Origin of the sequence: Catenovulum agarivorans DS-2 (genome assembly GCF_000568405.1) — a bacterium.
GTDB lineage: Bacteria > Pseudomonadota > Gammaproteobacteria > Enterobacterales > Alteromonadaceae > Catenovulum > Catenovulum agarivorans_A.
The window spans coordinates 42,890-65,564 of the sequence record NZ_ARZY01000013.1 but is presented as its reverse complement, the minus strand read 5'-3'; the positions used below and the strand labels follow the sequence as shown (position 1 = coordinate 65,564).

General features: G+C 41.7%; 17 protein-coding genes. 7 read left to right on the top strand and 10 right to left on the bottom strand.

The window, feature by feature from the left end; all coding sequences use genetic code 11:
• Positions 1-25: 25 nt before the first annotated feature.
• On the top strand, positions 26-517 hold the full coding sequence (locus DS2_RS19810) for a TIGR02444 family protein (protein WP_051479743.1): 492 nt from the start codon (positions 26-28) through the stop codon (positions 515-517).
• Here the strand turns inward: DS2_RS19810 and DS2_RS19805 are convergent.
• From DS2_RS19805 to panP, 5 genes are all read right to left on the bottom strand, one after another.
• A complete protein-coding gene (locus DS2_RS19805) occupies positions 485-3,292 on the bottom strand; it encodes an EAL domain-containing protein (protein ID WP_081754232.1) in 2,808 nt (935 codons plus the stop codon). The two genes, DS2_RS19810 and DS2_RS19805, sit on opposite strands and share 33 nt — an antisense overlap.
• Before the next feature lie 140 nt (positions 3,293-3,432).
• Positions 3,433-4,218, bottom strand: a complete 786-nt coding sequence (locus DS2_RS08630) for a CLCA_X family protein (protein ID WP_081754231.1) — start codon at positions 4,216-4,218, stop codon at positions 3,433-3,435.
• A gap of 15 nt (positions 4,219-4,233) precedes the next feature.
• Complete coding sequence (rlmB, locus tag DS2_RS08625) at positions 4,234-4,977, bottom strand: 23S rRNA (guanosine(2251)-2'-O)-methyltransferase RlmB (protein ID WP_035014322.1); 744 nt, start codon at positions 4,975-4,977, stop codon at positions 4,234-4,236.
• 3 nt (positions 4,978-4,980) lie between these two features.
• Positions 4,981-7,380 carry a ribonuclease R gene (gene rnr / locus DS2_RS08620; protein ID WP_035014321.1) on the bottom strand — a complete coding sequence of 800 codons (2,400 nt, stop codon included), beginning with the start codon at positions 7,378-7,380 and terminating at the stop codon, positions 4,981-4,983.
• Position 7,381: 1 nt separating this feature from the next.
• Positions 7,382-9,058 carry a pyridoxal-dependent aspartate 1-decarboxylase PanP gene (gene panP, locus DS2_RS08615; RefSeq protein ID WP_051479741.1) on the bottom strand — a complete coding sequence of 559 codons (1,677 nt, stop codon included), beginning with the start codon at positions 9,056-9,058 and terminating at the stop codon, positions 7,382-7,384.
• A 159-nt stretch (positions 9,059-9,217) separates the two neighbouring features.
• Here panP and DS2_RS08610 point away from each other — a divergent pair, with 159 nt between their 5' ends.
• Both DS2_RS08610 and DS2_RS08605 read left to right on the top strand, forming a co-directional pair.
• The gene (locus DS2_RS08610; RefSeq protein ID WP_035014320.1) at positions 9,218-9,523 is read left to right on the top strand and encodes a YebG family protein; all 306 of its coding nucleotides are present in this window, start codon (positions 9,218-9,220) and stop codon (positions 9,521-9,523) included.
• Positions 9,524-9,716: 193 nt separating this feature from the next.
• Positions 9,717-11,894, top strand: coding sequence for a DUF6351 family protein (locus tag DS2_RS08605; RefSeq protein WP_035014319.1), 2,178 nt, complete (start codon positions 9,717-9,719; stop codon positions 11,892-11,894).
• Positions 11,895-11,897: 3 nt separating this feature from the next.
• Here DS2_RS08605 and DS2_RS08600 read toward each other — a convergent pair whose 3' ends face one another.
• The 5 genes from DS2_RS08600 to DS2_RS08580 form a co-directional block, all read right to left on the bottom strand.
• Positions 11,898-13,127: a hypothetical protein gene (locus tag DS2_RS08600; RefSeq protein WP_035014318.1), complete on the bottom strand. Its 1,230-nt coding sequence runs from the start codon at positions 13,125-13,127 to the stop codon at positions 11,898-11,900.
• A gap of 43 nt (positions 13,128-13,170) precedes the next feature.
• Positions 13,171-13,977, bottom strand: a complete 807-nt coding sequence (locus tag DS2_RS08595; RefSeq protein ID WP_035014317.1) for an outer membrane lipoprotein-sorting protein — start codon at positions 13,975-13,977, stop codon at positions 13,171-13,173.
• On the bottom strand, positions 13,943-16,282 hold the full coding sequence (locus DS2_RS08590; RefSeq protein WP_035014316.1) for an efflux RND transporter permease subunit: 2,340 nt from the start codon (positions 16,280-16,282) through the stop codon (positions 13,943-13,945). Before DS2_RS08590 ends, DS2_RS08595 begins: the two co-directional genes overlap by 35 nt.
• Before the next feature lie 33 nt (positions 16,283-16,315).
• A complete protein-coding gene (locus DS2_RS08585; RefSeq protein WP_035014315.1) occupies positions 16,316-17,095 on the bottom strand; it encodes a TetR/AcrR family transcriptional regulator in 780 nt (259 codons plus the stop codon).
• Between the two features lie 187 nt (positions 17,096-17,282).
• Complete coding sequence (locus DS2_RS08580) at positions 17,283-18,251, bottom strand: CobW family GTP-binding protein (protein ID WP_051479740.1); 969 nt, start codon at positions 18,249-18,251, stop codon at positions 17,283-17,285.
• Between the two features lie 203 nt (positions 18,252-18,454).
• Between DS2_RS08580 and DS2_RS08575 the strand changes: the two genes are divergently transcribed.
• The 4 genes from DS2_RS08575 to DS2_RS08560 all read left to right on the top strand — a co-directional run bounded on the left by DS2_RS08575 (position 18,455) and on the right by DS2_RS08560 (position 22,627).
• Positions 18,455-19,972: a YifB family Mg chelatase-like AAA ATPase gene (locus DS2_RS08575; RefSeq protein WP_035014314.1), complete on the top strand. Its 1,518-nt coding sequence runs from the start codon at positions 18,455-18,457 to the stop codon at positions 19,970-19,972.
• 81 nt (positions 19,973-20,053) lie between these two features.
• Positions 20,054-21,232 carry an FAD-dependent monooxygenase gene (locus DS2_RS08570; protein WP_160168552.1) on the top strand — a complete coding sequence of 393 codons (1,179 nt, stop codon included), beginning with the start codon at positions 20,054-20,056 and terminating at the stop codon, positions 21,230-21,232.
• Entirely contained in the window at positions 21,232-21,666 is a 435-nt protein-coding gene (locus DS2_RS08565; protein WP_035014312.1) for a lysozyme inhibitor LprI family protein, read from the top strand. The genes DS2_RS08570 and DS2_RS08565 overlap by 1 nt, the downstream gene beginning before the upstream one ends.
• Positions 21,659-22,627, top strand: coding sequence for a sulfite exporter TauE/SafE family protein (locus DS2_RS08560; RefSeq protein ID WP_035014311.1), 969 nt, complete (start codon positions 21,659-21,661; stop codon positions 22,625-22,627). The genes DS2_RS08565 and DS2_RS08560 overlap by 8 nt, the downstream gene beginning before the upstream one ends.
• Positions 22,628-22,675: the final 48 nt, after the last annotated feature.

The window sequence follows — 22,675 nt, the reverse complement described above, 5'->3', positions numbered from 1 at the left end:
TTCATCAAACAAAACTGGAATATACATGACCAACTCCACCACAAATCCTTACTGGCCAATAATTTGTGAGCTATACGCAAATAAACCAATACAACAGCTATGTTTAAGCTGGCAAGATAGCTACGGAGTCAACGTCAATTGGCTGTTGTTAGCTGCTATTTTACAGCAGCAAAAGCACAGTTATTCACAAGCGACTCTCGAACAAACAAGCCAGCAACTTGAAAGTTTCAGCCAGCAGCATACGCGGCTTCTTCGTCAATGCCGCTACAACTGGCGAAATTCAGAGCAACATCAAAACTACCAACAAATAAAACAACAGCTACTACAAACAGAATTATTGTTTGAACAACTAGAGCAACAACTGATACTGGAACAGTTAAATACAGCGGAAAAAACGCAAAACACAGAACAAAACACCAGCAAACATCTGCCGCTAGACTGGCTATTGGAGCAATACCAACTCCCCAAACAACAAATAGCTAAATTAATGGCACAGGTTAGACGCTTGGTGCTGTAAATCCTGTAAATGCGAAACTAATTCAGCGGATGGAATAGGACGGCTAAACAAGAAGCCTTGCGCAATATCACAATTGAGCGACTTTAAAAAATTCACTTGCTCTAGGTTTTCAACACCTTCTGCAACCACTCGATAACCAAGACTTTTAGCCATCGCAATCACAGTTTTGACGATAATCTCATCTTCCTGTTCAATGCCTATGTCTTGAATAAAAGAGCGATCAATTTTAATGGTTTCGACCGGTAAACGCTTTAAATAAGCTAAAGATGAATAACCAGTGCCAAAATCATCTACCGAAAACTTAATGCCTATTTGTTGTAGCTGTTGCATCAGCACAAAAGCTTTTTCACCATCAGCCATCATAGTATTTTCAGTAATTTCTAACTCTAAACAACTGGTCGATAACTGGTGTTGTGCCAGTGCATTTTGCAAACCTTCAATAAACTTAACGTCTTTCAATTGATTCGGTGATAAGTTGACCGCCATTTTAATATGCTCAAGCCCTTGTTCGTACCACTGATTACAATCAGCTAAAGCTTGTTCTATAACCCACTGACCAACTGGCACAATCAATCCTGTGTCTTCTAATAACGGAATAAACTTCTCAGGCAATAAAATACCCAACTCAGGGTGGCGCCAGCGCAGCAAAGCTTCAACACCGAGTATCAGGCCTGTTTGCAGGCAAACTTTAGGTTGATAATATAAAACAAACTCTTGTTGCTGTATCGCTCTATGCAGTTCAGATTCAAGCGTCAACCTTTCAAAAGCATGTGCATTCATTTCTTGGCGATAAAACATATAAGTATTTCGCCCTGATGACTTGGCACGGTACATAGCAACATCCGCATTTTTCAGCAAGGCTTGGCTATCTGTGCCATCTTGTGGGTACACCGCAATACCTATGCTTGTGGTGACAAACAACTCTCTATCGGCCAACTTAACAGGCTTATTTATCAGCTCAATAATTTTTTCTGCGGTATGTCGAATTGCATTTTCGTCTTGACAGTCATTCAGGATAACGGCAAATTCATCTCCACCTAAACGTGCAACTGTATCACTACCTCGCAAGCCTTTTTTCAGCTTTTTGGCCACTTGTTGCAACAATACATCACCAATGTCGTGACCTAGGGTGTCGTTTATCCGTTTAAAATGGTCAATATCAAAAAACAATAACGCCATTTGTTGTCTGCGGCGCTTAGTATTCAACAAACCTGTTTTGAGCCTATCATTAAACAGAGCACGGTTCGGTAAATCAGTTAACACATCGTGGAACGCCAAATGACGCAAATTTGCCTGAATTTCCATGCGTTCGGTAATATCTTTACCAGTCGAAACAAAATGGGTTATTTCACCTTGGTCATTTTTTAAAGGGGTGATGGTTTTCTCTTCGTAATAAATGTCGCCATTTTTTTTACGGTTAACCAACACATCTCGATACGCTTTGCCTTTTAGAATGGTGCTCCATAAATTTTTAATGAATGTTTTATCATGCTGACCAGAATTAAAAATATCTGGCTGTTGACCAATTAATTCAGCCTGATTGTAGCCGGTAATTAAAGTTGTAGCCTGATTAACATACTCTATGGTGCCCTGCCGATTGGTAATCAGTACCATATCCGCGCTTTGTTCCAATGCACTAGATAACTGGCGCATTTTGCTTTGCGCTTGTTTTCGGGCTCGGATATCGAGCAAAGATGCCCGCAGCAAACTACGCCCTTGCCACTGAATGGCCACTAGCCTTAATTCACAGTCAATCAGTGCGCCCGAAGCATGTTTTATTTTCACTTCAGCCATTGGCGCTAAACATGAGTTAGCTAACTCGAGTAAACTTTCAAATTCATGCCCATAACCAACTAATTTGCCGTCTTGCTCTGCCAGCAAATCTTGAATCGAGTAGTCGAAAATGCTTTGACCTGTTAAACCAAAAATAGCTTGCGACTTAGTATTCGCTTGTAAAATTTTGCCGCTAGCTGGGTCGAAAAGCACAATGGCTTCGGGAGCATTTTCTATAAGCGCTTGATTGGTTAACTCAATTTGTTCTAGTGCAGTTTGTGCTTGACGATATTGAGTCACATTGCGTAGTACACTAACACGAACCGAATCACCACGGTAATTCATCCGCCTGCAGGTCCATTCAATATTCAGCACTTTGCCTGTAGTGGTTTGTATTTTAACTTCGAATTTGTTGATACTTTCGCTCTGCATTGCCTGAATAACCAACTGCTTGGATTCTGGCACACACATAGCCGTGAAATCTCGCTGCATCAGCTCAGTTCGACACCCCTCAAGCATTCGGCAACTTGCATCATTTAACTCAATAATGCGTCCACCTTGATGAATGATAATGCCATCTAAGGTGACCTTATCAAACAACTGTAACTTCTCTTTTATTTCGGTTAGCTCGTGCAGCATAGTTTGCCGTTGAGCGTCATCGACAACCCCAGCTATCGCGCCCTTGTACTGGCCTTTTTCATCAAAAACTGGCCATGTAACCAGCATGGTATAAACGGCAAATCCTTCTTTGTGTTGAAATTTTGCTTCACGCTGCTCTTCATAACCTTGGCGGCGCCTAGCTAAGTTAACTTTGGCCACTTCAACACTTTGCGCATCTAGAAAGTTAAACAGGTGTTGGTTAAGTATTTCATCAACTTGATAGCCCAGCATGTTTGCCATACTCGGATTGACATATTGAGTTATACAGCACTCATCTATTACCCATATTCCATAACGGGCGCTTTGCACTATTTTTTTGAAAAATGCATCAGTGTATTCCATGTGCGAAAATCTAATATTAAGTGGTGGGGTATAATTTACGTTTTTATAACACTACATTTGCAATTTAACAAGTTCTCACGCCAACCTGATTACTTTTTAATCAAAAAAATAATCAAACTAACCTGAACTCTGGATAACTATTATTGTGCTGCAGATAGAACATAACCCAGTTGAGAAAAATAGCGGCTAAATGCTTGATTGATTTGAGACCTATGCTGGTCTGTTGGAAATAAACCCAGTTTCGCTTCTTGAGTTTGTTTGGTGCCACTGACCAAGTATTGATTCTTCACCTTGTGATCTTGTATGAAAGCTTCAAAGCAGCGCGCGGCAAGCTCTTCAGGTAGGGCGTAATAAACTTGGCCAAGCTGATTATCTACTTGAGCACAATGACTAAATAGTTGACTGACCTTTGTACCATCGGTGGATAAAAAGATCTGTTTATAAACATCAACCAACAATAAGTTCAACGGGTGATTGATAAAATCACGATCTAACAGCCATGCATGTGAGGCAAATTTTTGTTTTGCACTGGTAAATACTTTGTCGGTGATGTAGTGATCAAATGCATGGAACCATTCGTGTGCCAATGCGCCTGCACCTGCATTTTTTGCCAAAGCCAACATATTGCGGTTGAGTTCATAATGAGCCTGGACACCAAGTTGTCCTCCTGTACCAAATGCTAACGACAAAGTATTGCGCAGTGATAACACTTGCGGAGGGACTTGCAAAATTGTGGCTAAATCCATCAGCGCATCATAAATTAAGTTAGCAGCTTTAGTCTGCTCTTGTTGCGTAACCCAACGACCAATATGTATTGCTCTAAAACCAAATTGGCGGCGTATATCGGCAAAGGTGACATCCGCCTGCCGATACTGCTGACCATTTCGATAATAGCTTTTGCTTGCTAAAGTTATTGAATAAAGCAAAGTTTCAGGGCAAATTTAAGCTAAACGTTGGCGTACAATTTCAAATAATGTTACACCCGTCGCTACACTAACATTCAAGCTAGACACACTGCCCGCCATAGGAATTGAGATTAGCTCATCACAGGTTTCTCGAGTAAGACGACGCATTCCGTCTCCTTCGGCCCCCATAACTAAAGCGATAGGTCCGGTTAAATTTGCTTGGTACACATCTTGAGTAGCTTCACCTGCTGTACCGACAACCCACACGCCCATTTGCTGAATTGCTTTTAGCGTGCGCGCTAAATTAGTCACTTGAATAAAAGGCACGGTTTCTGCTGCGCCACAGGCGACTTTTTTCGCGGTGGCGTTTAACCCAACAGATTTATCCTTAGGTGCAATTACTGCATCGACACCAGCGGCATCAGCAGTGCGCAAACAAGCCCCTAAGTTGTGTGGGTCGGTAATACCATCTAACACCAATAAAAATGCTGGTTTATTCAAATTCTCTAACAGCGTTTCTAGATCATTCTCATTTAAAACAGGTGCGGGTCTAACGCGTGCGACTATACCTTGGTGCTGAGGGCTATGGCATTTATCATCCAGCGCTTTGCGTTGGGCAAACTGCACTGACACACCTTGCTTGCGCGCCAAGTTGATAATGGTATTGACTCTATCATCCTGACGACCTTTTAAACAAAATAGTTCGATGAATCGTTCAGGGTGGGTATTCATTAATGACTCTACAGCATGTATGCCAAAAATTATTTCAGATTTGCTCAAAGCTTATCTCCGCTTTTTCGCCGATTTACGGCTGGTTTTCTTTGCGTGTTTTTTGCTGGTAGCAGAGGATTTTTTACCACCGCTTTTTTTTCCGGCTTTTGCACTGCGTTTGCCAGCGCCTTTACTTTTTTTGTCACTTGGCTGTTTTTGATACTTATCATCGTTTTGCATCAGTTGTTGCGTTTTGCTTCCAGATGATTTTTTGCGATTTGTTTGGCTCTTCTGATGTTTGTCGGTGTCATTTTGGTACAACACAAAGTCAATTTTGCGTTCGTCTAAGTTGGCGGATAACACTTGAATCGTCACCTCGTCGCCCAATTTGTAAACTTTACGTTTTTGCTCACCGATTAAACGCTGTTTGGCGTTGTCATAGATATAAAAGTCGTTTTCAAGGTTAGCGACGTGAACAAGTCCTTCAACATGAATATCATCCAATCGAACAAAAAAGCCAAAACTGGTCACCGCCGAAATAACACCGTTAAATACATCACCGACATGATCTTGCATAAACTCGCACTTTAACCAACCCGCCACATCTCTAGTTGCTTCATCTGCACGGCGTTCGGCCATAGAAGTGTTTATACCCAAATTTTCGGCTTCAGCTTCTGAATAGACATGTTCTCCACTATGACCTTGCATGAGCTTTTGCTCTAGTAATATTGCTTTAATGGTTCTATGTACCACTAAATCAGGGTATCGACGAATAGGTGAAGTAAAGTGTGCATATGCTGGTAAAGCTAAACCGAAATGGCCATTATTGTCTGGGCTATATACAGCTTGTTTCATTGAGCGCAGCAACATAGTTTGAATTAACTCTTGATCGGGCCGACCTTGAATACGCTCAACCAATTGTTTGAAATGAATCGGTTTAATTTCACCAGCGAAAAATTGGCTTTCAATCCCCAACTCAGCCAAGAACTGGACGAATTGCGTGAGCTTTTCGCCGTCAGGCGCATCATGAACTCGATACAGTGCGTTGCCATTGTGTTTTGCAATAAAACGCGCAGCGGCAACATTTGCCTGGATCATACACTCTTCAATAATCTTGTGAGCATCATTACGTACAACCAATTCTATCGAATCAATTTTACGTTGCGCGTTAAAGATAAATTTAGCTTCAGCAGTCTCAAATTCAATGGCGCCGCGTTGATGCCTTGCGCCTTTTAAAGCTTTGTACATTAAATGCAATTCTTGCAGGTGCGGCACTAGCGTTTGGTAGCGCTCAATTAACCTCTCGTCGCCCTGCAATATTTGACTCACTTTGTTGTAAGTCAGTCTAGCGTGCGAGTTCATCACAGCTTGATAAAACTTATAACCTGACAAGCGCCCTTGTTCACTCACAGTCATTTCGCAAACCATACATAATCGGTCTACTTGTGGGTTAAGTGAACATAAACCATTAGATAGTTGCTCAGGCAACATAGGAACAACTTGGTCTGGAAAATACACTGAAGTACCGCGCAATTGAGCTTCTGCATCTAATGCTGTGTTGCTACGGACATAAAAACTAACATCAGCGATTGCAACCCACAAACGCCAGCCACCTGACTTTTTGCGTTCACAGTATACCGCATCATCAAAATCTCGTGCATCTTCACCATCTATGGTCACTAAAGGTAAATCGCGCAAATCGACTCTATCTTGTTTGTCTTTATCACTAACAAATTCAGGTACACGCTGCGCAGCTTTAGTAACGGCTTTAGGCCACTCATGCGGGATTTCATATTTGCGCAAGGCAATTTCAATTTCCATCCCAGGCGCCATATGCTCACCTAAAATTTCGCTGATTTTACCCGTTGCATTCATTTTTTTATTTGGACGGGTGAGCAGGGTTACCACCACCATCTGACCACTGCGTGCGCCATTTTTATGTTCATTCGCGACAATAATTTCTTGGCTAATGCGGCCATCATCTGGCATCACATACGCGATACCATGTTCGATAAATATGCGCCCGACGATAGACTCATTTCGAGGCTGCAACACTCGAACTACTCGACCTTCTTTACGGCCGCGGTTGTCGCTGCCTAATGCTTTAGCTAAAACCAAGTCACCATGTAAAACGGTCGCCATTTGGCTTTGCGATAGGTATAAATCTTTTTGCCCTCTAGGTAGCGTAACAAAACCAAAACCATCCTTATGGCCCACCACTTTACCAACAACAAGCCCAAGAACCTCAGGGGTAGCATAGTTTTGCTGTTTATCAATTATCACTCTGCCTTCAGCTTCAAGTGCTTTCAAGCAGGCAGTCAGCTCATGCTGAGCGTCTTTGTCAGCAATATTGAACTGATTGCACAGCTCTAAATATGAAATTGGCTGCGTTTGTTCACTTACGAATTGACTGACTTTTTCAGCCAGTAGAGGATGATAATTGAGTTGTTGCGTGGTTAACGGTGAATTCATTCTAGTTGGCTACTAACCTCTGGATTAATTGGTTTAATTTAGGCAAGGCGATTTCACTTTCTTGCGCTAGTGCTTGTTGTTCTATCATGATTTCTTGCAAAATCTGCTGTGTCGTTAATGGGTTAGCTAAAACTACACGAAACACAGTTACAACTTGACCATGATACTTTGCCACATTAATACGCGTACGACTGACAAAAGACTTACCTGCTTCACGCTGACGTTTTTGCACAAAGCGTGTCAGGTCGTCTAAATATTCATTAATGCTTTGGCTCAGTGCTTCGTCTGCACTGGCCAGCAATTTTTGCACCTTAGCTGGTACATACCTGTATGTCAGTATACATAACTCTGGCTCTGTGACTAACTCAAAATCATCATGCAGCTTGATACTTTGGGCGAAATATTGCGCTTTTTGTAAGCTTTGGTCAATCAACAATTGATATCCTTGGCGGCCAAGAATATTCAACGCAGAATAAACCAGCATAGCCATGCCAGGGCGAGAGCCTTCTAAAGTATGAGAGCCTAAATCTTTTGAGCCCTTGCGCAATACATACTCAGCGTGATGTTCAATTTCACTCGCTAATTTCGGTGACTTGAACAACACCATTCCTGCCCCCATTGGCACATACATTTGCTTGTGTGCATCTATAGTTACACTGTCTGCTCGTTCAATACCAGCCAACAAATTTTTGTGCTGCTCAGAAAACAACGTCGCACCACCCCAAGCGGCATCGACGTGAAAATGACAACCGATTTCTTCAGCTAAGTCGGCCAAATCATTTAATGGGTCCACAGTGCCAGTTTCTGTGGTACCGGCTACACCAACAATGGCCAAAACGGCGATTTTCTGCTGTTTTAGCTGAAAAGCGGTTTGCCGCATTTGTGCAACGTCAACTTTGTGAGTATCGTCGACATCGATTGCAATTAAATCATCTCGTCCCAAGCCTAAAACATCCGCCGCTTTTGCCAACGAATAATGGCCTCGTCGAGAGACTAATACAGCCATGCCTTGGTAACCATAATGCTGCATCGCTTTAAAAATACCCGCTTTGGCAACGCCAGAAAATTCGCCATCCGCTTTTAACAATTGATTACGCGCAACCCACAGAGCACTGATGTTAGCAACTGTTCCGCCCGAGCAAAAAGCGCCCAACGAGTCTGATTCAGAATGCATATAATTAGCATAAAAAGCAGGTTTGTTGTGGTAAATCAGTTTATGCATCATCCCTAATACTTGCCGCTCTAAAGGGGTAAAAGCTTTAGACGTTTCAATTTTGACCAAGTTTTGGTTTAACGCAATCAAGATTTTAGACAGCGGCAACATAAAATAGGGCAATGCCGATGTCATATGACCAACAAAACTTGGGGCAGATGTATGGACAGATTGCGCAACTAACTTTTCCAACAAAAACTTTGTATGTTCAGATACAAATGTGGGTTGATCAGGAATACAGGGATCGGAAAAGTCGCGCTCGATATCGCCTAACGAAATAGCCTTGGCCACAACATGTTCATTAAGAAACCCTGCTAAGTTCTGCGAAATCTCACTATCGATTTTTCCCAAAGTAGAATCTGGCGCTTCGGGGACGGTAAAAATGCGATGAAGCGACTCAATGTCCGCTTTAGCAACCTTGTTATTTTGTTCTTTCACCTGAGTTTTTAACTGTATCACTGTCATTAATCTGCCAACTTTAATTAAGTTTAGATAAGTTGTCTTGTATCTGGGCAATTATTTTTATTATAAGGATAAAAAATCAGTCATTTTTTCAGCAAAAACTGTACAAACACACAGTTTTGAATTAAATTAACTGTATATTTAAACAGTTGGAGAAAGTGTATGGCGGTTAAAGCTCTATGGCAATGTGATCGGGACGGAAAAATGTTTACCAATAAAAAAGATGCAGATGCACATGATCAAATGTTAGAACTGGCTGAATCAATTGCCCAAGCAATTGAAGAAAATGTGCCAGGCATTGAAAGCGAAAAATTAGACGACATAGGCCGATTAATAGCACGCAACAAAGATTTATTCAGTAAGGCTTTTAAAGGCAAAACAGCTGAATTAACCAAACTGGATTTTGCTGAGCCAACCACAGATGCCGACGCTGACAATAAAGTGACTAAAATTAATAAAGTTAGTTAACCTGTTGCTGCAAAAACTAACTGATACTGTTAGCCATTCATATACAACCCCCTTGATATGAATGGCTCGCCCGTTTGACCAATCCTCGCCTGCTACCTGTACAAAATTTATTCTCACTTCTACACTTTATTTAGAGCGTGTTGATCTTTGTTGTATAAGCTCTGTTCAAATCTAAAGCTGTGAGGTCTTTGCAATGAAAAGTGTAAAACGACTAACAGGGATGTTATTAGCCATAACAACAATTGTGGGCTTAACTGCGGCATTTATTTCAAACGAACAAACTAACCCACAAATGATCACCGCATTACCACCAGTAGAAACAGCACCGCTGTTAATACCAAACAAACATATACGCCATACCCCGCGTCCGAAAGACAATTTTGATTACCCAATTAGACTCGGCAAAGTTGGGCCACTCAAACCACTCTATTCCGGTAACTTACAATATCCTTTTGTCTGCATGACTGAAAGCTCTCGTTTAGGTCAGCCCTTGGTTGATAACCAACATGGCTGGGGGACCCCAGTCTATAAAGAAAATAGTGATAGAAATAATAAAGACAATATCATCGGCTATAGCAAAGATTGCCAAATTCCAACTGGGCTCAATTATTATGTTATTGATGGTGAAAAGGTTCACAACTATAACCAGCAAGCATTAAAAGCCAACCAAACGCTGGTGCGCGTTGAGTATGGGGTTATTCATAGATATATCTACTTGATAGCTATGCCAATATCGCTGGATGAAATAGGCGACCGTAATAAAAAATCGCAATGGAATAACAAACTAATATACCAATTTGCAGGCGGCGCGGGTATCGGGTTTAAACAAGGTTCGATGCGGCCAAGCAAATTAATCAAACGTCGCCTCAACCAGCTCAAACAGGGTTATGCGGTAATCAGTTCTGGCGCGAATAGAACCAGCCATAGTTATAATATGTTGATGGCCGAAGATACAGCTTGGCGAGTGAAACGCCAATTCATCAGCTTGTACGGTGAACCTGTTTATACGGTTGGCGTTGGCGGTTCAGGTGGTGGACTGGCCCAATATTTAATGGCACAAAATTCACCTGGCCTGATTGACGGTGCTCTGCCGCTATATTCATACCCAGATATGGTATCGCAAGCGCTGTATGCGCTTGATTGTGACTTATTAAACAACTACTACACCTTTAAAACCAACGAACCAAAAACTTGGCAAAACTGGCAAAAACGTCAATTGGTAGAAGGATTAAATGCCAACAATGGTGAGCCACACAAAGGAGCATTTTTCCAACCGATCAATCAAGTTTTAAGTGGTGTAATGCCAAGTTATCCGAAAGGAAATAGTGAATGTATTAATGGGTGGTTTGGCTTGTACGCGTACATCCACAACCCGCGCCAAGGTTGGCTAAACAATGCAGTATCCGAAGAGCTGAAACAACATGTACACTGGAGCCATTGGCAAGATTTAGTCCACGTCTATGGCAAAAATAAACAAGGATTCGCCCGCCACATTTGGGGTAATGAAGGCGTGCAATATGGCTTATCAGCGCTGCAGCAAGGTGAACTAACAATTGAGCAGTTTATTGATTTAAATAGAAAAATTGGTAGTTGGAAACCTGCAGAGCAAATGAAAGCCGAACGCATTGCAGATATTCCCGGCATCAAGCTAAAAATCTGGTTGTCTTTGTGGGGCAAACACAATGTCCAACCGCTAGATGACAATCAGGTGGCCTCACGCAGTAAAACCGATCATATTGCGGTTGAGCGCGGTTATAGATATGGGCAAATATTTGCTGGATTAGCCGATATACCCATTCTAGACGTGCGCCACTATTTAGAGGATAAGTTTGACATGCACCATGTTTCAGCCACATTCGCAGCGCGCATGCGCATGTTACACACCCAAGGACACTATGATAATCAAGTTGTGTGGTTAGCTGACGAAAAATACAACCCTGTTGATAACGCATTTCAAGCAATGGACGAATGGCTAATTAATATACGCAATGGTCAAAGCGTCCTCGCTGCAAAACCATCACAGCTAGTCGATCAATGTTTTGACGAAAGTGGAAAAGTAATTGCTGCTGGTGCAAACGTATTTGATGGCCCATGGAATGGTACAGAAAATGCATTAGGTGCATGCAGTCAAGCATTTAAAGTGTATTCAACCAGCCGTATCCAAGCCGGAGCTTCATGGCGAGGGGATAGCTTTGACTGTGAAAAAATTCCTGTATCTAAAGCCATTGAGCAGGGTTGGTACGGCCCACACGACATGCACAAATATCAAGCGACATTAGAGCAAATATTTCCAACAGGTGTTTGTGACTATTCACAAGCGGATTTAGCCAAACCAACAGACTTAGCGTTAGCTTGGCCGAATAACAAATAGACGCTAGTAGTACCACTCAACAGCTAACTGAATAAAATCTTCGTGGCTAAAACCATAACCAAGATCTCTGCTATCTTCCGAGTTGAACAACCACATATCTAATGTAACCTTGGTTGAATCACCCACTCGAGTGCTTGCTTCGACAAACAATGAGCGGCTATCAGAGTAATCGAGATCTTGCGTCCAACCAGCCAGAATCTCAGTTGAGCTAATATCATTTAAGACGACACGGGCAGCCAATGAAACATCGTTTTGTGCCGGAACGCTTGCATCTGTGCCACGTTCATCCCAGCTATATTCAGCAACGATACCCAGATCAGAAAAACTGCCAAACACACCGACGAAAGTATATTCAAAACCACCAACCATCGCGTTGTAGTCGTCAATTTTGTCACCCGCACGATTTATGGCTTCTAGCTTCCAAATCCAATCTAAATAAATGTACTGGGCAACAGCACCAAACTGATTAATTTGTGGATAAAAAGGCACCAATTCACCCGTTAACCCTCCCTGCGGATTCATTTCTGGACGCAGCACTGGTTCACGTGAAGTACCGTTAAACCAATTCAAACTGATATCTAAGTCGTCATAAGTATTACGCCAATTGAGGGCAAAATCGATATGACCTGTTTTATCAGACGACTCATATTGCGCATTGTTGGTGTCAATAACAAAGTTTCCACGCAAACGACCTTCTTTTCCAGGAAAAGTGCGTTCACGAAATCCTGGCAAAACAAATGCGTCTACGATACCCCAATCTTTTAGAAAGGTTAGTTGCAGCATTGGCTGACCGAGCTTTTCTTCACCGTCAAATGCTTCGACTGTATCCGTTTGGTTGACGATATCGACTAAATGAACAGTTTCTGTGACGCCCCAAAAAACTTTGCCAATACCTAAACGCATTTCCCAATCGCGTTCAATGTGTAACCACATTGCTTCGCGAATATCAAAATGCGTTCGTTCACTGTCTTGGCTATCTAGCCGTAAATAAGGTTTAAAGGTGAAACTATTGTTGCCATCAGGCCACTGCCAATATAGGTCGGGCTCAGCCGTAACAGAGAATTGGCTATCAGACTGCATTGGGTCATGCGCATGCTCAGCATAATAACGACCTTCAGCACCAAAATAACCTCGTAATTCAAAATCAACCGACTCTTGTGCAATTACGCCATTTACTGCGCAACTACTTGCAGCCATCACAACAGCGGCGCAAATTTTATTTAACCTGAGCATAGGTTTTTCCTAATTTTTGTTGTTTAAGCTTAGTATTGAACAGTTATCGCGCGCGTCTCAATGCGTTTTGTTCAAAATCTCGTTCTTCTAACCCAACCCTAAACTGAGTTTCCGTTGTGAGCAAGTCTGTGCTTTTGCCTGTTTGATGATTGACCATACTTAGCGTGTGGGCACGCCAGTATTTGTCCAAATACAATTTGTAATCAGACATAGTCAAAGTTTTTAACAGTGAGCGTTTCCTGTCGTAAAATTCAACTTTTTGCGGACGATAATGAGATTGGTCGATCCAGACTATTTGTTTAGTGTAGCCTGAATACCTATCTGTTGGGATTGATTCTAACACCCAGCATTTTTCTCCATTTACCACTTCATCTCGCAAATATTTATAGGTGTATTTAGCCACTTCAAACGATGCTAAGTCTTCGTAAGAAAATTCACTTCCCATAAATGGGCCCGACTTATTACGCGAAGCGATACGTTTTACCCGTTTAAGAGCCGGTAAATATAACCACTGATCGTCCGGTTCATTTATATGCGAATGATTTAAAAACGCAGTGCCTGCAACGTCTCTTGGTCGGTCAAATATGGTAAGGCCTTTGTCGCCGTCACCATTAACTTCTAAAGCTTTTAAGCGCATTTCGCGTACACTTTCTTCACCGTGAGCATTTCGCAAAATCATTTTGGTTGTCGCGATGCTATCTCCCCAACCTTTATCTGCAGCTTTGCGCTCTGTAGCGATACGCAAACCTTTTTCTTCAGGGCTTTCTGCCAATGCACTATTGGCGACCCATAATGCACCAACTAAGCTGACTGACTTAAGCCAAACTTTCAGATTGTTTCTGTTCAACATTTTCCGCTCCAGTAGAATAAACTTTTTTGTCAAAAACCAATAAAAATGCCGGCAATAATAAGAAATCAACCACAAGTGCCAACACCATAATTACCGCTGTCAATAACCCCATATCACCATTTAAGGCAAAAGAAGATTGAGCTAACACCATAAAGCCAACAAATAACACCAGCGTGGTTATCCAAAGCGCACGACCGACACTCGCAAATGCATAACGCACAGCTTGCTCTGCTGCTTGCCCTTTTTCACGTGCTTTTTTGTATTTACTTAAAAAGTGCACAGTGTCATCAACCACTATGCCTAAGCACATACTCGTCACTATGGATAACCCCAGATTCACATTGCCTGCAAATATCGCCCATATCCCAAACCCCATGGCTGCGGGCGCTAAGTTGGGCAACAAACTAATTAAACCAAATTTGACAGATTTTAATGCGAATACCAACAAGATACTGATTAACACCAGTGCCAATGCACTCCCAGATAACATGCTCTTCATGTTGGTTTCGCCAATATGTGCAAACATCAGTGCAGGACTGGCAGCAGTAACAGTTACGTCGGGCGCATTAGCTGCAAACCATTCTCGCACAGCATTTTCCATCGCTATCACTTCTTTTGACCCAACATTGTCCATTGCAACAGTCAAACGCATGCTTGATTTATCGACATTTAATTGATTGTTTAAATCAAGACCATAGGGTAAAGACATTTCATACATTAACAAATATTGAGCGGCTAAATCTTGCTGTTCAGGTAATTTATACATTGCCGGATCATCAGCATTCATATTCATGTTTAACCGCTTAAACGTATCCGTTAAAGTCAAAACATGGTCAACAATTTCTTGCTGGCGCAACCAACTACTAAACGCTTCAACATCCGCTAAAAACTCGGGATCATTTATGCCACTCTCTTTATTGGTATGAAACGCAAAATCGATATTAGTGACCCCCTGTAAATTATCGTCCATAAAGTCAGAAGCTTGTCTAAAAGCAAGCTCTTCACCAAAATATTCCACTGGAACATCATTAATTTTATTAAGCGGCACCATACCTGCAATTACGATGACAATTAAAGCCGTTGTCGGCAAAAGTACTTTATGTTTACGTACAACCCAGTCTGCAAACTTTTCCATTGTATTGGAACTGCCATCTGTCTGTGCAACGATGCGAATCGGCAATAGGTACAACAATGCTGGCAAAATTGTGATGGCAAATAAAAATGCCATCAGTACCCCAAAAGCAACCAAGTTGCCTAAATGCCTAAGCGGTGGAACATCTGAAAAATTAAAGGTTAAAAAGCCAATAGCGGTAGTCACACTGGTAATTAAAATCGGGGTAAAGTTCAGCTTTAGCGAATCAATGATTGCCGTTGCTTTGGCCATTCCTTGACGTAAATTGTAGTTAACCGTTGCAATAATATGGACACAATCTGCGACAGCTAGCGTCATTATTATAGTAGGGGCACCGATTGTTGCGGTTGACATGTAAAGGCCTGTCCAGCCAAAAAACCCCATGGCGGCAAGTATTGAAAATGCAATTACCACAAGCGTGGCCAAAGTTGCCAACACTGACCTTAACAGAATAGCTAACATCACAAGGACGGCTAAAAACATACCAGGAACTAGCGTAGATAAATCGTTGACCGACTCTTCGGCAAAACTATTATTCATCATAATAATGCCAGCTAAGTGAAAATCCACGTCTGGATATAACTTGGCGTATTTATCGACTAAAGCTCGTACCGATGCTGTAACTTCCATAACGTCCGCTGTTTGATCTAGCTTGTCAGGGAGCTGAACCGTCACATTAATCATAGTGACATGACCTGAAGGAGAGACAATTCGATTAACCAACAAAGGTTCATTTAGTGTAACCTCTTTGGCTTTTTCTATCATATCTTGGGTAATTTCGGTATCGGAAAACTCACCAACTAAATAATCTACGATTAAATCATCTTGTTCAGCTTCGGTGTGCTGATAGTTAGTGATGGAATCAACACGGGTTGAAAAAGGGGTTTGCCACGCATCTTCTGTCATTTGCATGACTAGAGTAAAAATATCTTTTTGAAAAACATTGCCTGATTTTGGCACAACAACAATAGCCACATTATCATTTTTACTAAAGGTGCGTTGCATCCCCTCAAACTCTTGTAACTGTGGATTATCAGGACCAAAAAATACTTTATAGTCGCCTCTAAAATAGAGGTTTTGCGCACCTGTGGCCAATGCTGCGGTAAGAATACACCCGAGCACAATAATCCAAACAGGCCGTTTTACCATTAGTTCTAACCAGTCAGTTTTCATGTTATTCCCATCCTCTTGGGCCATTAAATAAAATTAGTTCAGCATTTCGACATAGTCAGCAAAATGTTGCTCAATTTTTTGCCAACTCATTTTATAATCATAATCTTTGCTCAGTGGTTGCCAGCCCATACCATCAAATACCAAGTTGACATTGAACAACACTTTATTAGCTGCACCAAGACGCGATATTGCATAGATACTTGCTGCATTTTGTAGTAATAAATTAGTCCCAAATGAACAAGCCCAATTGGCAAAAGATACAGCGGCGATTTGTGATTTTTCAAGCGTTAAACTGCCATCTTCAATTCCCTGAGTAAAAAAAGAATCACATAATTGCGCAATATCTTCATCCGCTTTATCCAACTGGGCTAACCGAGCTTTAGAAGCTTTTTGCTGCACATTGGCCGTTTTGCAATTCAATACACACATAAATAGCGCAGGCTCTAACAAACCATAAAGGTGATAAGCAAAATGTACAGCCAGTGCTCGTTCTCTTGAGCTGCCAGAAAACTGGTGAGCTTTGTGCATCAACTCAGCACACAAGCCCATTGAGTGAACGCCTAAAGCGACGAATAAATCTTCTTTACTGCAGAAATGGTTGTAAATAGTACCTTTTGAATAAGGGGAAGCAGATACGAGTTTTTCCATAGTGACATTATTTAACCCAACCTCATGCACTAATTGATGGGCTAACTGGAGTAACTCTTGCTCACGTTGTTGAATTTTCTCAGCTTTGCTACGTGGACACAATTTATCGACCGCTTGGCAATCTCTCTGATATTTGTCCCTCAAGCGCTTTAACCAACATCCCATTATTGACGACCCGTTTCACTTTTGACTAAACGTCATTTTTATACACTCCGTCATTTTAGCGTATAAATAGAGCAATAAAATATATTGTTTAGATATTTTTTGTCTAAGGAGATGAGAAAAGGTTTTAAAAGAGCCATTGGAATAACAGTGATGCTATTCCAATGTCAATGGCTAGAGTCAACAGCCTCTAGCTCAACAGGTGTGAAAAACTCGGTTGATTAATTTGTTTATCTGTCACGATTTCCAACACGGCATTTTCCATTAATTTGGCCGGTTCAAAACGCACATCATCCAAAACAGCGTTAATCTTTAGAATGCCTTTGCTGGTTTTAACAACGGCCTTGACCCGCTGCGCTTTTAGCTCGCTGATCCAATCCAATAAATCCGTCAACTCAAATTCAACTTCATCGTCCAATAGCCACCCATAACTCCAGTAACCATCAGAAAAATGCGAGCGCATAACCCAATGTTCACCAGCTGGAATTTCTAACGCTTGCGTGACTGGTTTATCGACCGGAATATGATGTTTGCTACTTGCAATAGCTGAAGGTTTAAGCGCCGTTGGCCTATCTAACCAAGCTAGTGCTAATTGACCATAACTAATTTGGCCGATTTGCTCGGCGTTAGGATACTGACTACTCCAGCTTACAAACGCTTCAAGTTGAGATGAAGTTGCTTTTTCAACCTTATTTGCCACGATCACATCTGCGATTTGCGCTTGAGCGATGAAGTTTTCATTTTCTAAATATTTTTCGTCAACCACAGTGGCGGGGTCAACCATAGTAATCGTTGCCCTCACATCCAAGTACTTAGTAAAAATCTCGTCTTGAAGCGTCTGCATAATTTGCTTGGGGTGACCTAAGCCTGTTGGCTCAATCAAAATACGATCAGGTTTTTGTTTAATTAACTCATTTAAACCAACGCGCATTCCTACACCTTGTACACAGCACATGCAACCACCAGGGACTTGCTTGAGCAATGCACCCGAATCTTTTAATAATGCTCCGTCCACGCCAATTTCCCCAAACTCATTGACTAAAACGGCCCATGTTTGGTCTTGTGGTTTATGTTTCAACAAATGCTGGATTGCGGTGGTTTTGCCCACGCCTAAAAACCCAGTGATTAAATTTGTTGGTATTTTTGTGTTTATCTGCACTATGAAGCACTCTTTATCTGTTTATCTATATATGAGACTTTTTATCCCTTTGATTTGTACTTGAGTATATTAGCCACAAGCAGGCTGACTATTCAACAAGCTTCACGCAATATTTGACGTTTTAACATGCTTTTGTTTCAATGATATGGACGATTTACGGAATTTTTTGTTGGTTAGATCACCAATTATAAGTTGAGGGAACAATGTCACTTGCCATAGTTTTTAGTCGCGCACGTGTTGCTATTGATGCGCCTTTAGTTCAAGTAGAAGTACACATATCTAACGGTTTACCCGCATTTAGCATAGTTGGTTTACCTGAAACCACCGTCAAAGAAGCTCGAGATCGTGTTCGTAGTGCCATTATTAATAGTGAATTTGAATTTCCCGACAAACGCATTACGGTCAATTTAGCGCCAGCAGATTTACCCAAAGAAGGTGGGCGCTTTGATTTACCTATAGCGGTAGGAATTTTGGCCGCAAGTCAGCAGGTGCCTATAGATGCTTTGGCCGAATATGAATTTGCCGGCGAATTGGCTTTGTCGGGGGAACTTAGAAATATTCTAGGAGAGATCCCATATACCATGGCCTGCCACCAAGCTGGCCGAAAAGCAATACTGCCAATTAATAACGCACAAACCGCAGCGCGCATCCAACAAGCACAAATATATGGTGCAGCAAACTTGCTTGCAGTCAAACAGCACCTCAGTGGCGACAATATTTTGCCCCCAGCACAATGTTCCACAGAACAAACCACCACTGAACACTTATTAGACATGCAGGATATTATTGGTCAACCGCATGCAAAAAAAGCGCTGGAAGTGGCTGCAGCAGGAGGCCATCACATGTTAATGCTGGGCCCACCTGGCACAGGAAAAACCATGCTCGCTGAGCGCTTGGCTACAATTTTGCCACCACTAACTGAACAACAAGCAATTACCACAGCAGCTATCTACTCAATTACAGGTAAACAAGTTGATAATAACAATTGGTACACCCGCCCTTTTCGTTCACCGCACCACACATGCTCAGCCGTTGCTTTAGTTGGTGGTTCAAGTCAACCTAAACCAGGCGAAATATCCTTGGCTCACAACGGCGTATTATTTTTAGACGAGCTACCAGAGTTTGATCGAAAAGTACTCGATGTACTGCGTGAACCACTTGAATCGGGTAAAGTCACCATAAGTCGAGCAGCTAGGCAAGTAGACTTCCCCGCACAATTTCAGCTAATTGCTGCACTCAACCCATCACCTTGTGGACATTATAACGACGAGCAAATGCGCTCGACCCCAGAACAAATGCTGCGTTATTTAAGCAAGTTGTCTGGACCATTTTTGGATAGAATCGATATTCAAATAGAAGTTGCTCGATTACCCAAGGGCAGTTTACGCGACAACCTTGAACGCGGTGAGTGTTCCGAACAGATTAGGCAACGCGTGTTGCAAGCCCAACAAACACAATATCAACGACAAAATAAACTTAACTGTGATCTCACCAACAGAGAACTCGAACAGCACGCGGCTATTTCAGCGACCGACGCCGATTTCTTAGAAACCGCCATTGAAAAGCTTAACTTATCCATACGCGCATATCACCGATTGTTAAAGGTTGCACGGACACTCGCGGATTTGCACAACGACACTGATATTCAAAAAACGCACCTAGCCCAAGCACTGAGTTACCGGGCAATGGACAGGTTATTAATTCAACTAAGAAACCTATAAGTTAAAATTGATACACAGCAATATCTGACTTTTTGAATGTGCTATGATGCACCTACTATTAGATACGTTTGGTTTCGTTCAGTGGAAAAAAACGACTACGACATTGTAATTGTTGGCGCTGGCATGGTAGGCGCTTCATTAGCTTGTGGATTAATCCAAGCTGGCTTTAACTGCCTCGTTATAGATAAACAACCTTGCCAGTTTGATGTTCAATCAACAACACCAGATCTGCGGGTATCATCCATCAGCTTATCGTCGATACAATGGTTAAATGACCTCGGCATATGGCAAGCTTTAGAGCCAACTAGGCTGAAAAATTTCAACCAATTATCTATGCAAGAAAAGCAACATAGTGGTTGCCAGTTTAGCGCATCTGATATCAACCGAGATAAACTAGGATGTTTTGTTGAAAATCAACATTTACAACATGCTGCATTACAACAATTTGCACAGCCAGTGTATGTTACAAACATTACACAAGTAACAAAAAATGAATCTGGTTGGACTGTACACACAAGTGATAAGCAGATTAACTGCCAACTTTTAATTGCAGCCGATGGAGCCCAATCACAAATACGCCGCTCATTAAATTTGCCAATATCAGGCTGGCAATATAATCAAGCCTGTTATTGTGCCAATGTAAAATTACAACAAAACAGTTCAGGGCAACACACTTGGCAAGTTTTTGACAATCATAAAGCTCAGGCAATCGCCTACCTACCCTTGTATGGCCAATATGCAACACTGATTATTTATGATCGGCCCGCACAGCTACGCCAGCTCTCACAGCTAAATCAGGCACAGCAGCACAAATACTTATCCGAAGCATTTGCTAAGTATTTACCTGATAATAAATTTGAATTTATCAGCAGTGCTAGTTTTCCATTACAAAAAATGACCACGGCGAACATTGCCGATGAATCTTTAATATTAATTGGTGACGCAGCTCATACCATCCACCCGCTTGCAGGCCAAGGCGTAAACTTAGGGATTCGCGATGCACAATTATTGGTAAACCACTTGAGTAGTCTACAAGGCGATTTGTCAGGTTTAACCAATGAATTTTGGCAACCTTTCCAATTAAAGCGCAAAATTGATATCAATAGCATGAGTTATTTAATGGATTTAATATACTTTGGTTACTCAAGCCAATCACCTATACTAAAGGGTATCCGACGTACAATGGTGAGCAGCTTAAATCAGATGACAAACCTAAAATCACTTATACTCAAAGCTGCAATTGGGGAGTATCAAAACTAATGAAGTCGATTAGTTCATTTAACTATGCAACAGTATTACTGATGTTTTGTTATTTAGTACCATCAAGCGCTTTGGCAGAAAGTGCAAAAAATAAAGCCAAAAGACTCATAGCTGAATGCGAAAATAGCACAGCCAACCATACCGCTTACGCTATTTGTTTAGATGAAACCGAAAAACAAATTAATCGCGAGCTCAATGCCTGGATATTAGACGCTGAAGACAAATTAAGAGCCCAAGTAAATAAGAGTGGTAATGAAAGCATGTTAAGCGAGTTTAAGCGTGCAAATGCTCATTACGACAAGTTTATTGAGTCGCAGTGTCGCAGCGTGTTTTTTCAAAACCTGTCGTCGTCCGAGGCTGCGAGTAAGTTTAGAGCGTGCAAAATCACTAAAACCTTACAACGAATAGAACAGCTAAAAGAAGAAAGTGAGTAGCAAATTTAAACCAAGTTCGACTTGGCTTTATCCGACGGCTTTGCTTAGTTTAGTTTTATTCTGGTTATTCAGCGATAAACCGCTAGCTGCCACTGAGTTATTTGCCCAATATTGGACATCTGCCCTTACCATGGTATTTGGTTCCTTTGTAGCAGGTATTACGCCACTCGGTGGTGGTGCTGTCGCGTTTCCCGTGTTGACCAAGTTGTTTGCAGTGGATGCAATAGATGCTAAATACTTTAGCTTAACCATTCAAACAATAGGTATGGGCTTTGCGACGTTATTTTTCATTAGCCGCAAAGTAAAAATTCATTGGGAACTACTTGGCTATTGCTTTCCGGCAGCGTTAATCGTTTTGCCTTTTGCACTCACCCAAACCAGTTTAAGCGCACAATGGTTGAGATTTGCTTTTAGTGAATTCATTTTAGTCACAGCCTGGGTATTATGGCTGTGTAATCATAGCTTATACGCGCGCAGACACGAGCTTAAGTACAAACCTGTTATACTATTCGCCACAGCAGTGCTGGGTAGTTTTTTGTCCGCAAGCTTGGGTTCAGGTTCAGATGTTGTGCTATTTTTTGTTTTGGTTTACGTACTAAAGTACCCAATCAAAGAAGCCATCCCCAGCACAGTTGTGCTGATGGCATTTAATGCAATTTGTGCATCGGTTTGGTTGGTGTTCATCGAGTCAATCGAATTATCCACCTTTGTGGTCAATAGTTGGTGGACTGCTTGCCTTGTTGCCGCTGTAGGCGCGCCTCTAGGCGCTTTTATGCTAACTTTGTTAAAAGAACACACACTAAGAAAACTTATCTATCTAGTTATCACACTAGAGCTGCTCAGCACCATATTCAACCAATCATTAGACATAGAATTGCGCTACTTAGTTGCTGCATCGAGTTGTGTTTTGTTGTTAGCAATTGCACATAAACGCCTGCGCACTAAACCTATTAAAGCATGATATGACAAAAAGCTTAAAAGTTAGATTGAGATAGAACAGAGATATAAA

What these genes read in the sequence shown, in the direction of transcription:
- DS2_RS19810 (WP_051479743.1), top strand. Translation starts at nt 26, where the DNA reads ATGACCAACTCCACCACAAATCCTTACTGGCCAATAATTTGTGAGCTA.
- DS2_RS19805 (WP_081754232.1), bottom strand. Translation starts at nt 3,292, where the DNA reads ATGGAATACACTGATGCATTTTTCAAAAAAATAGTGCAAAGCGCCCGT.
- rnr (WP_035014321.1), bottom strand. Translation starts at nt 7,380, where the DNA reads ATGAATTCACCGTTAACCACGCAACAACTCAATTATCATCCTCTACTG.
- panP (WP_051479741.1), bottom strand. Translation starts at nt 9,058, where the DNA reads ATGACAGTGATACAGTTAAAAACTCAGGTGAAAGAACAAAATAACAAG.
- DS2_RS08610 (WP_035014320.1), top strand. Translation starts at nt 9,218, where the DNA reads ATGGCGGTTAAAGCTCTATGGCAATGTGATCGGGACGGAAAAATGTTT.
- DS2_RS08605 (WP_035014319.1), top strand. Translation starts at nt 9,717, where the DNA reads ATGAAAAGTGTAAAACGACTAACAGGGATGTTATTAGCCATAACAACA.
- DS2_RS08600 (WP_035014318.1), bottom strand. Translation starts at nt 13,127, where the DNA reads ATGCTCAGGTTAAATAAAATTTGCGCCGCTGTTGTGATGGCTGCAAGT.
- DS2_RS08595 (WP_035014317.1), bottom strand. Translation starts at nt 13,977, where the DNA reads ATGTTGAACAGAAACAATCTGAAAGTTTGGCTTAAGTCAGTCAGCTTA.
- DS2_RS08590 (WP_035014316.1), bottom strand. Translation starts at nt 16,282, where the DNA reads ATGAAAACTGACTGGTTAGAACTAATGGTAAAACGGCCTGTTTGGATT.
- DS2_RS08585 (WP_035014315.1), bottom strand. Translation starts at nt 17,095, where the DNA reads ATGGGATGTTGGTTAAAGCGCTTGAGGGACAAATATCAGAGAGATTGC.
- DS2_RS08575 (WP_035014314.1), top strand. Translation starts at nt 18,455, where the DNA reads ATGTCACTTGCCATAGTTTTTAGTCGCGCACGTGTTGCTATTGATGCG.
- DS2_RS08565 (WP_035014312.1), top strand. Translation starts at nt 21,232, where the DNA reads ATGAAGTCGATTAGTTCATTTAACTATGCAACAGTATTACTGATGTTT.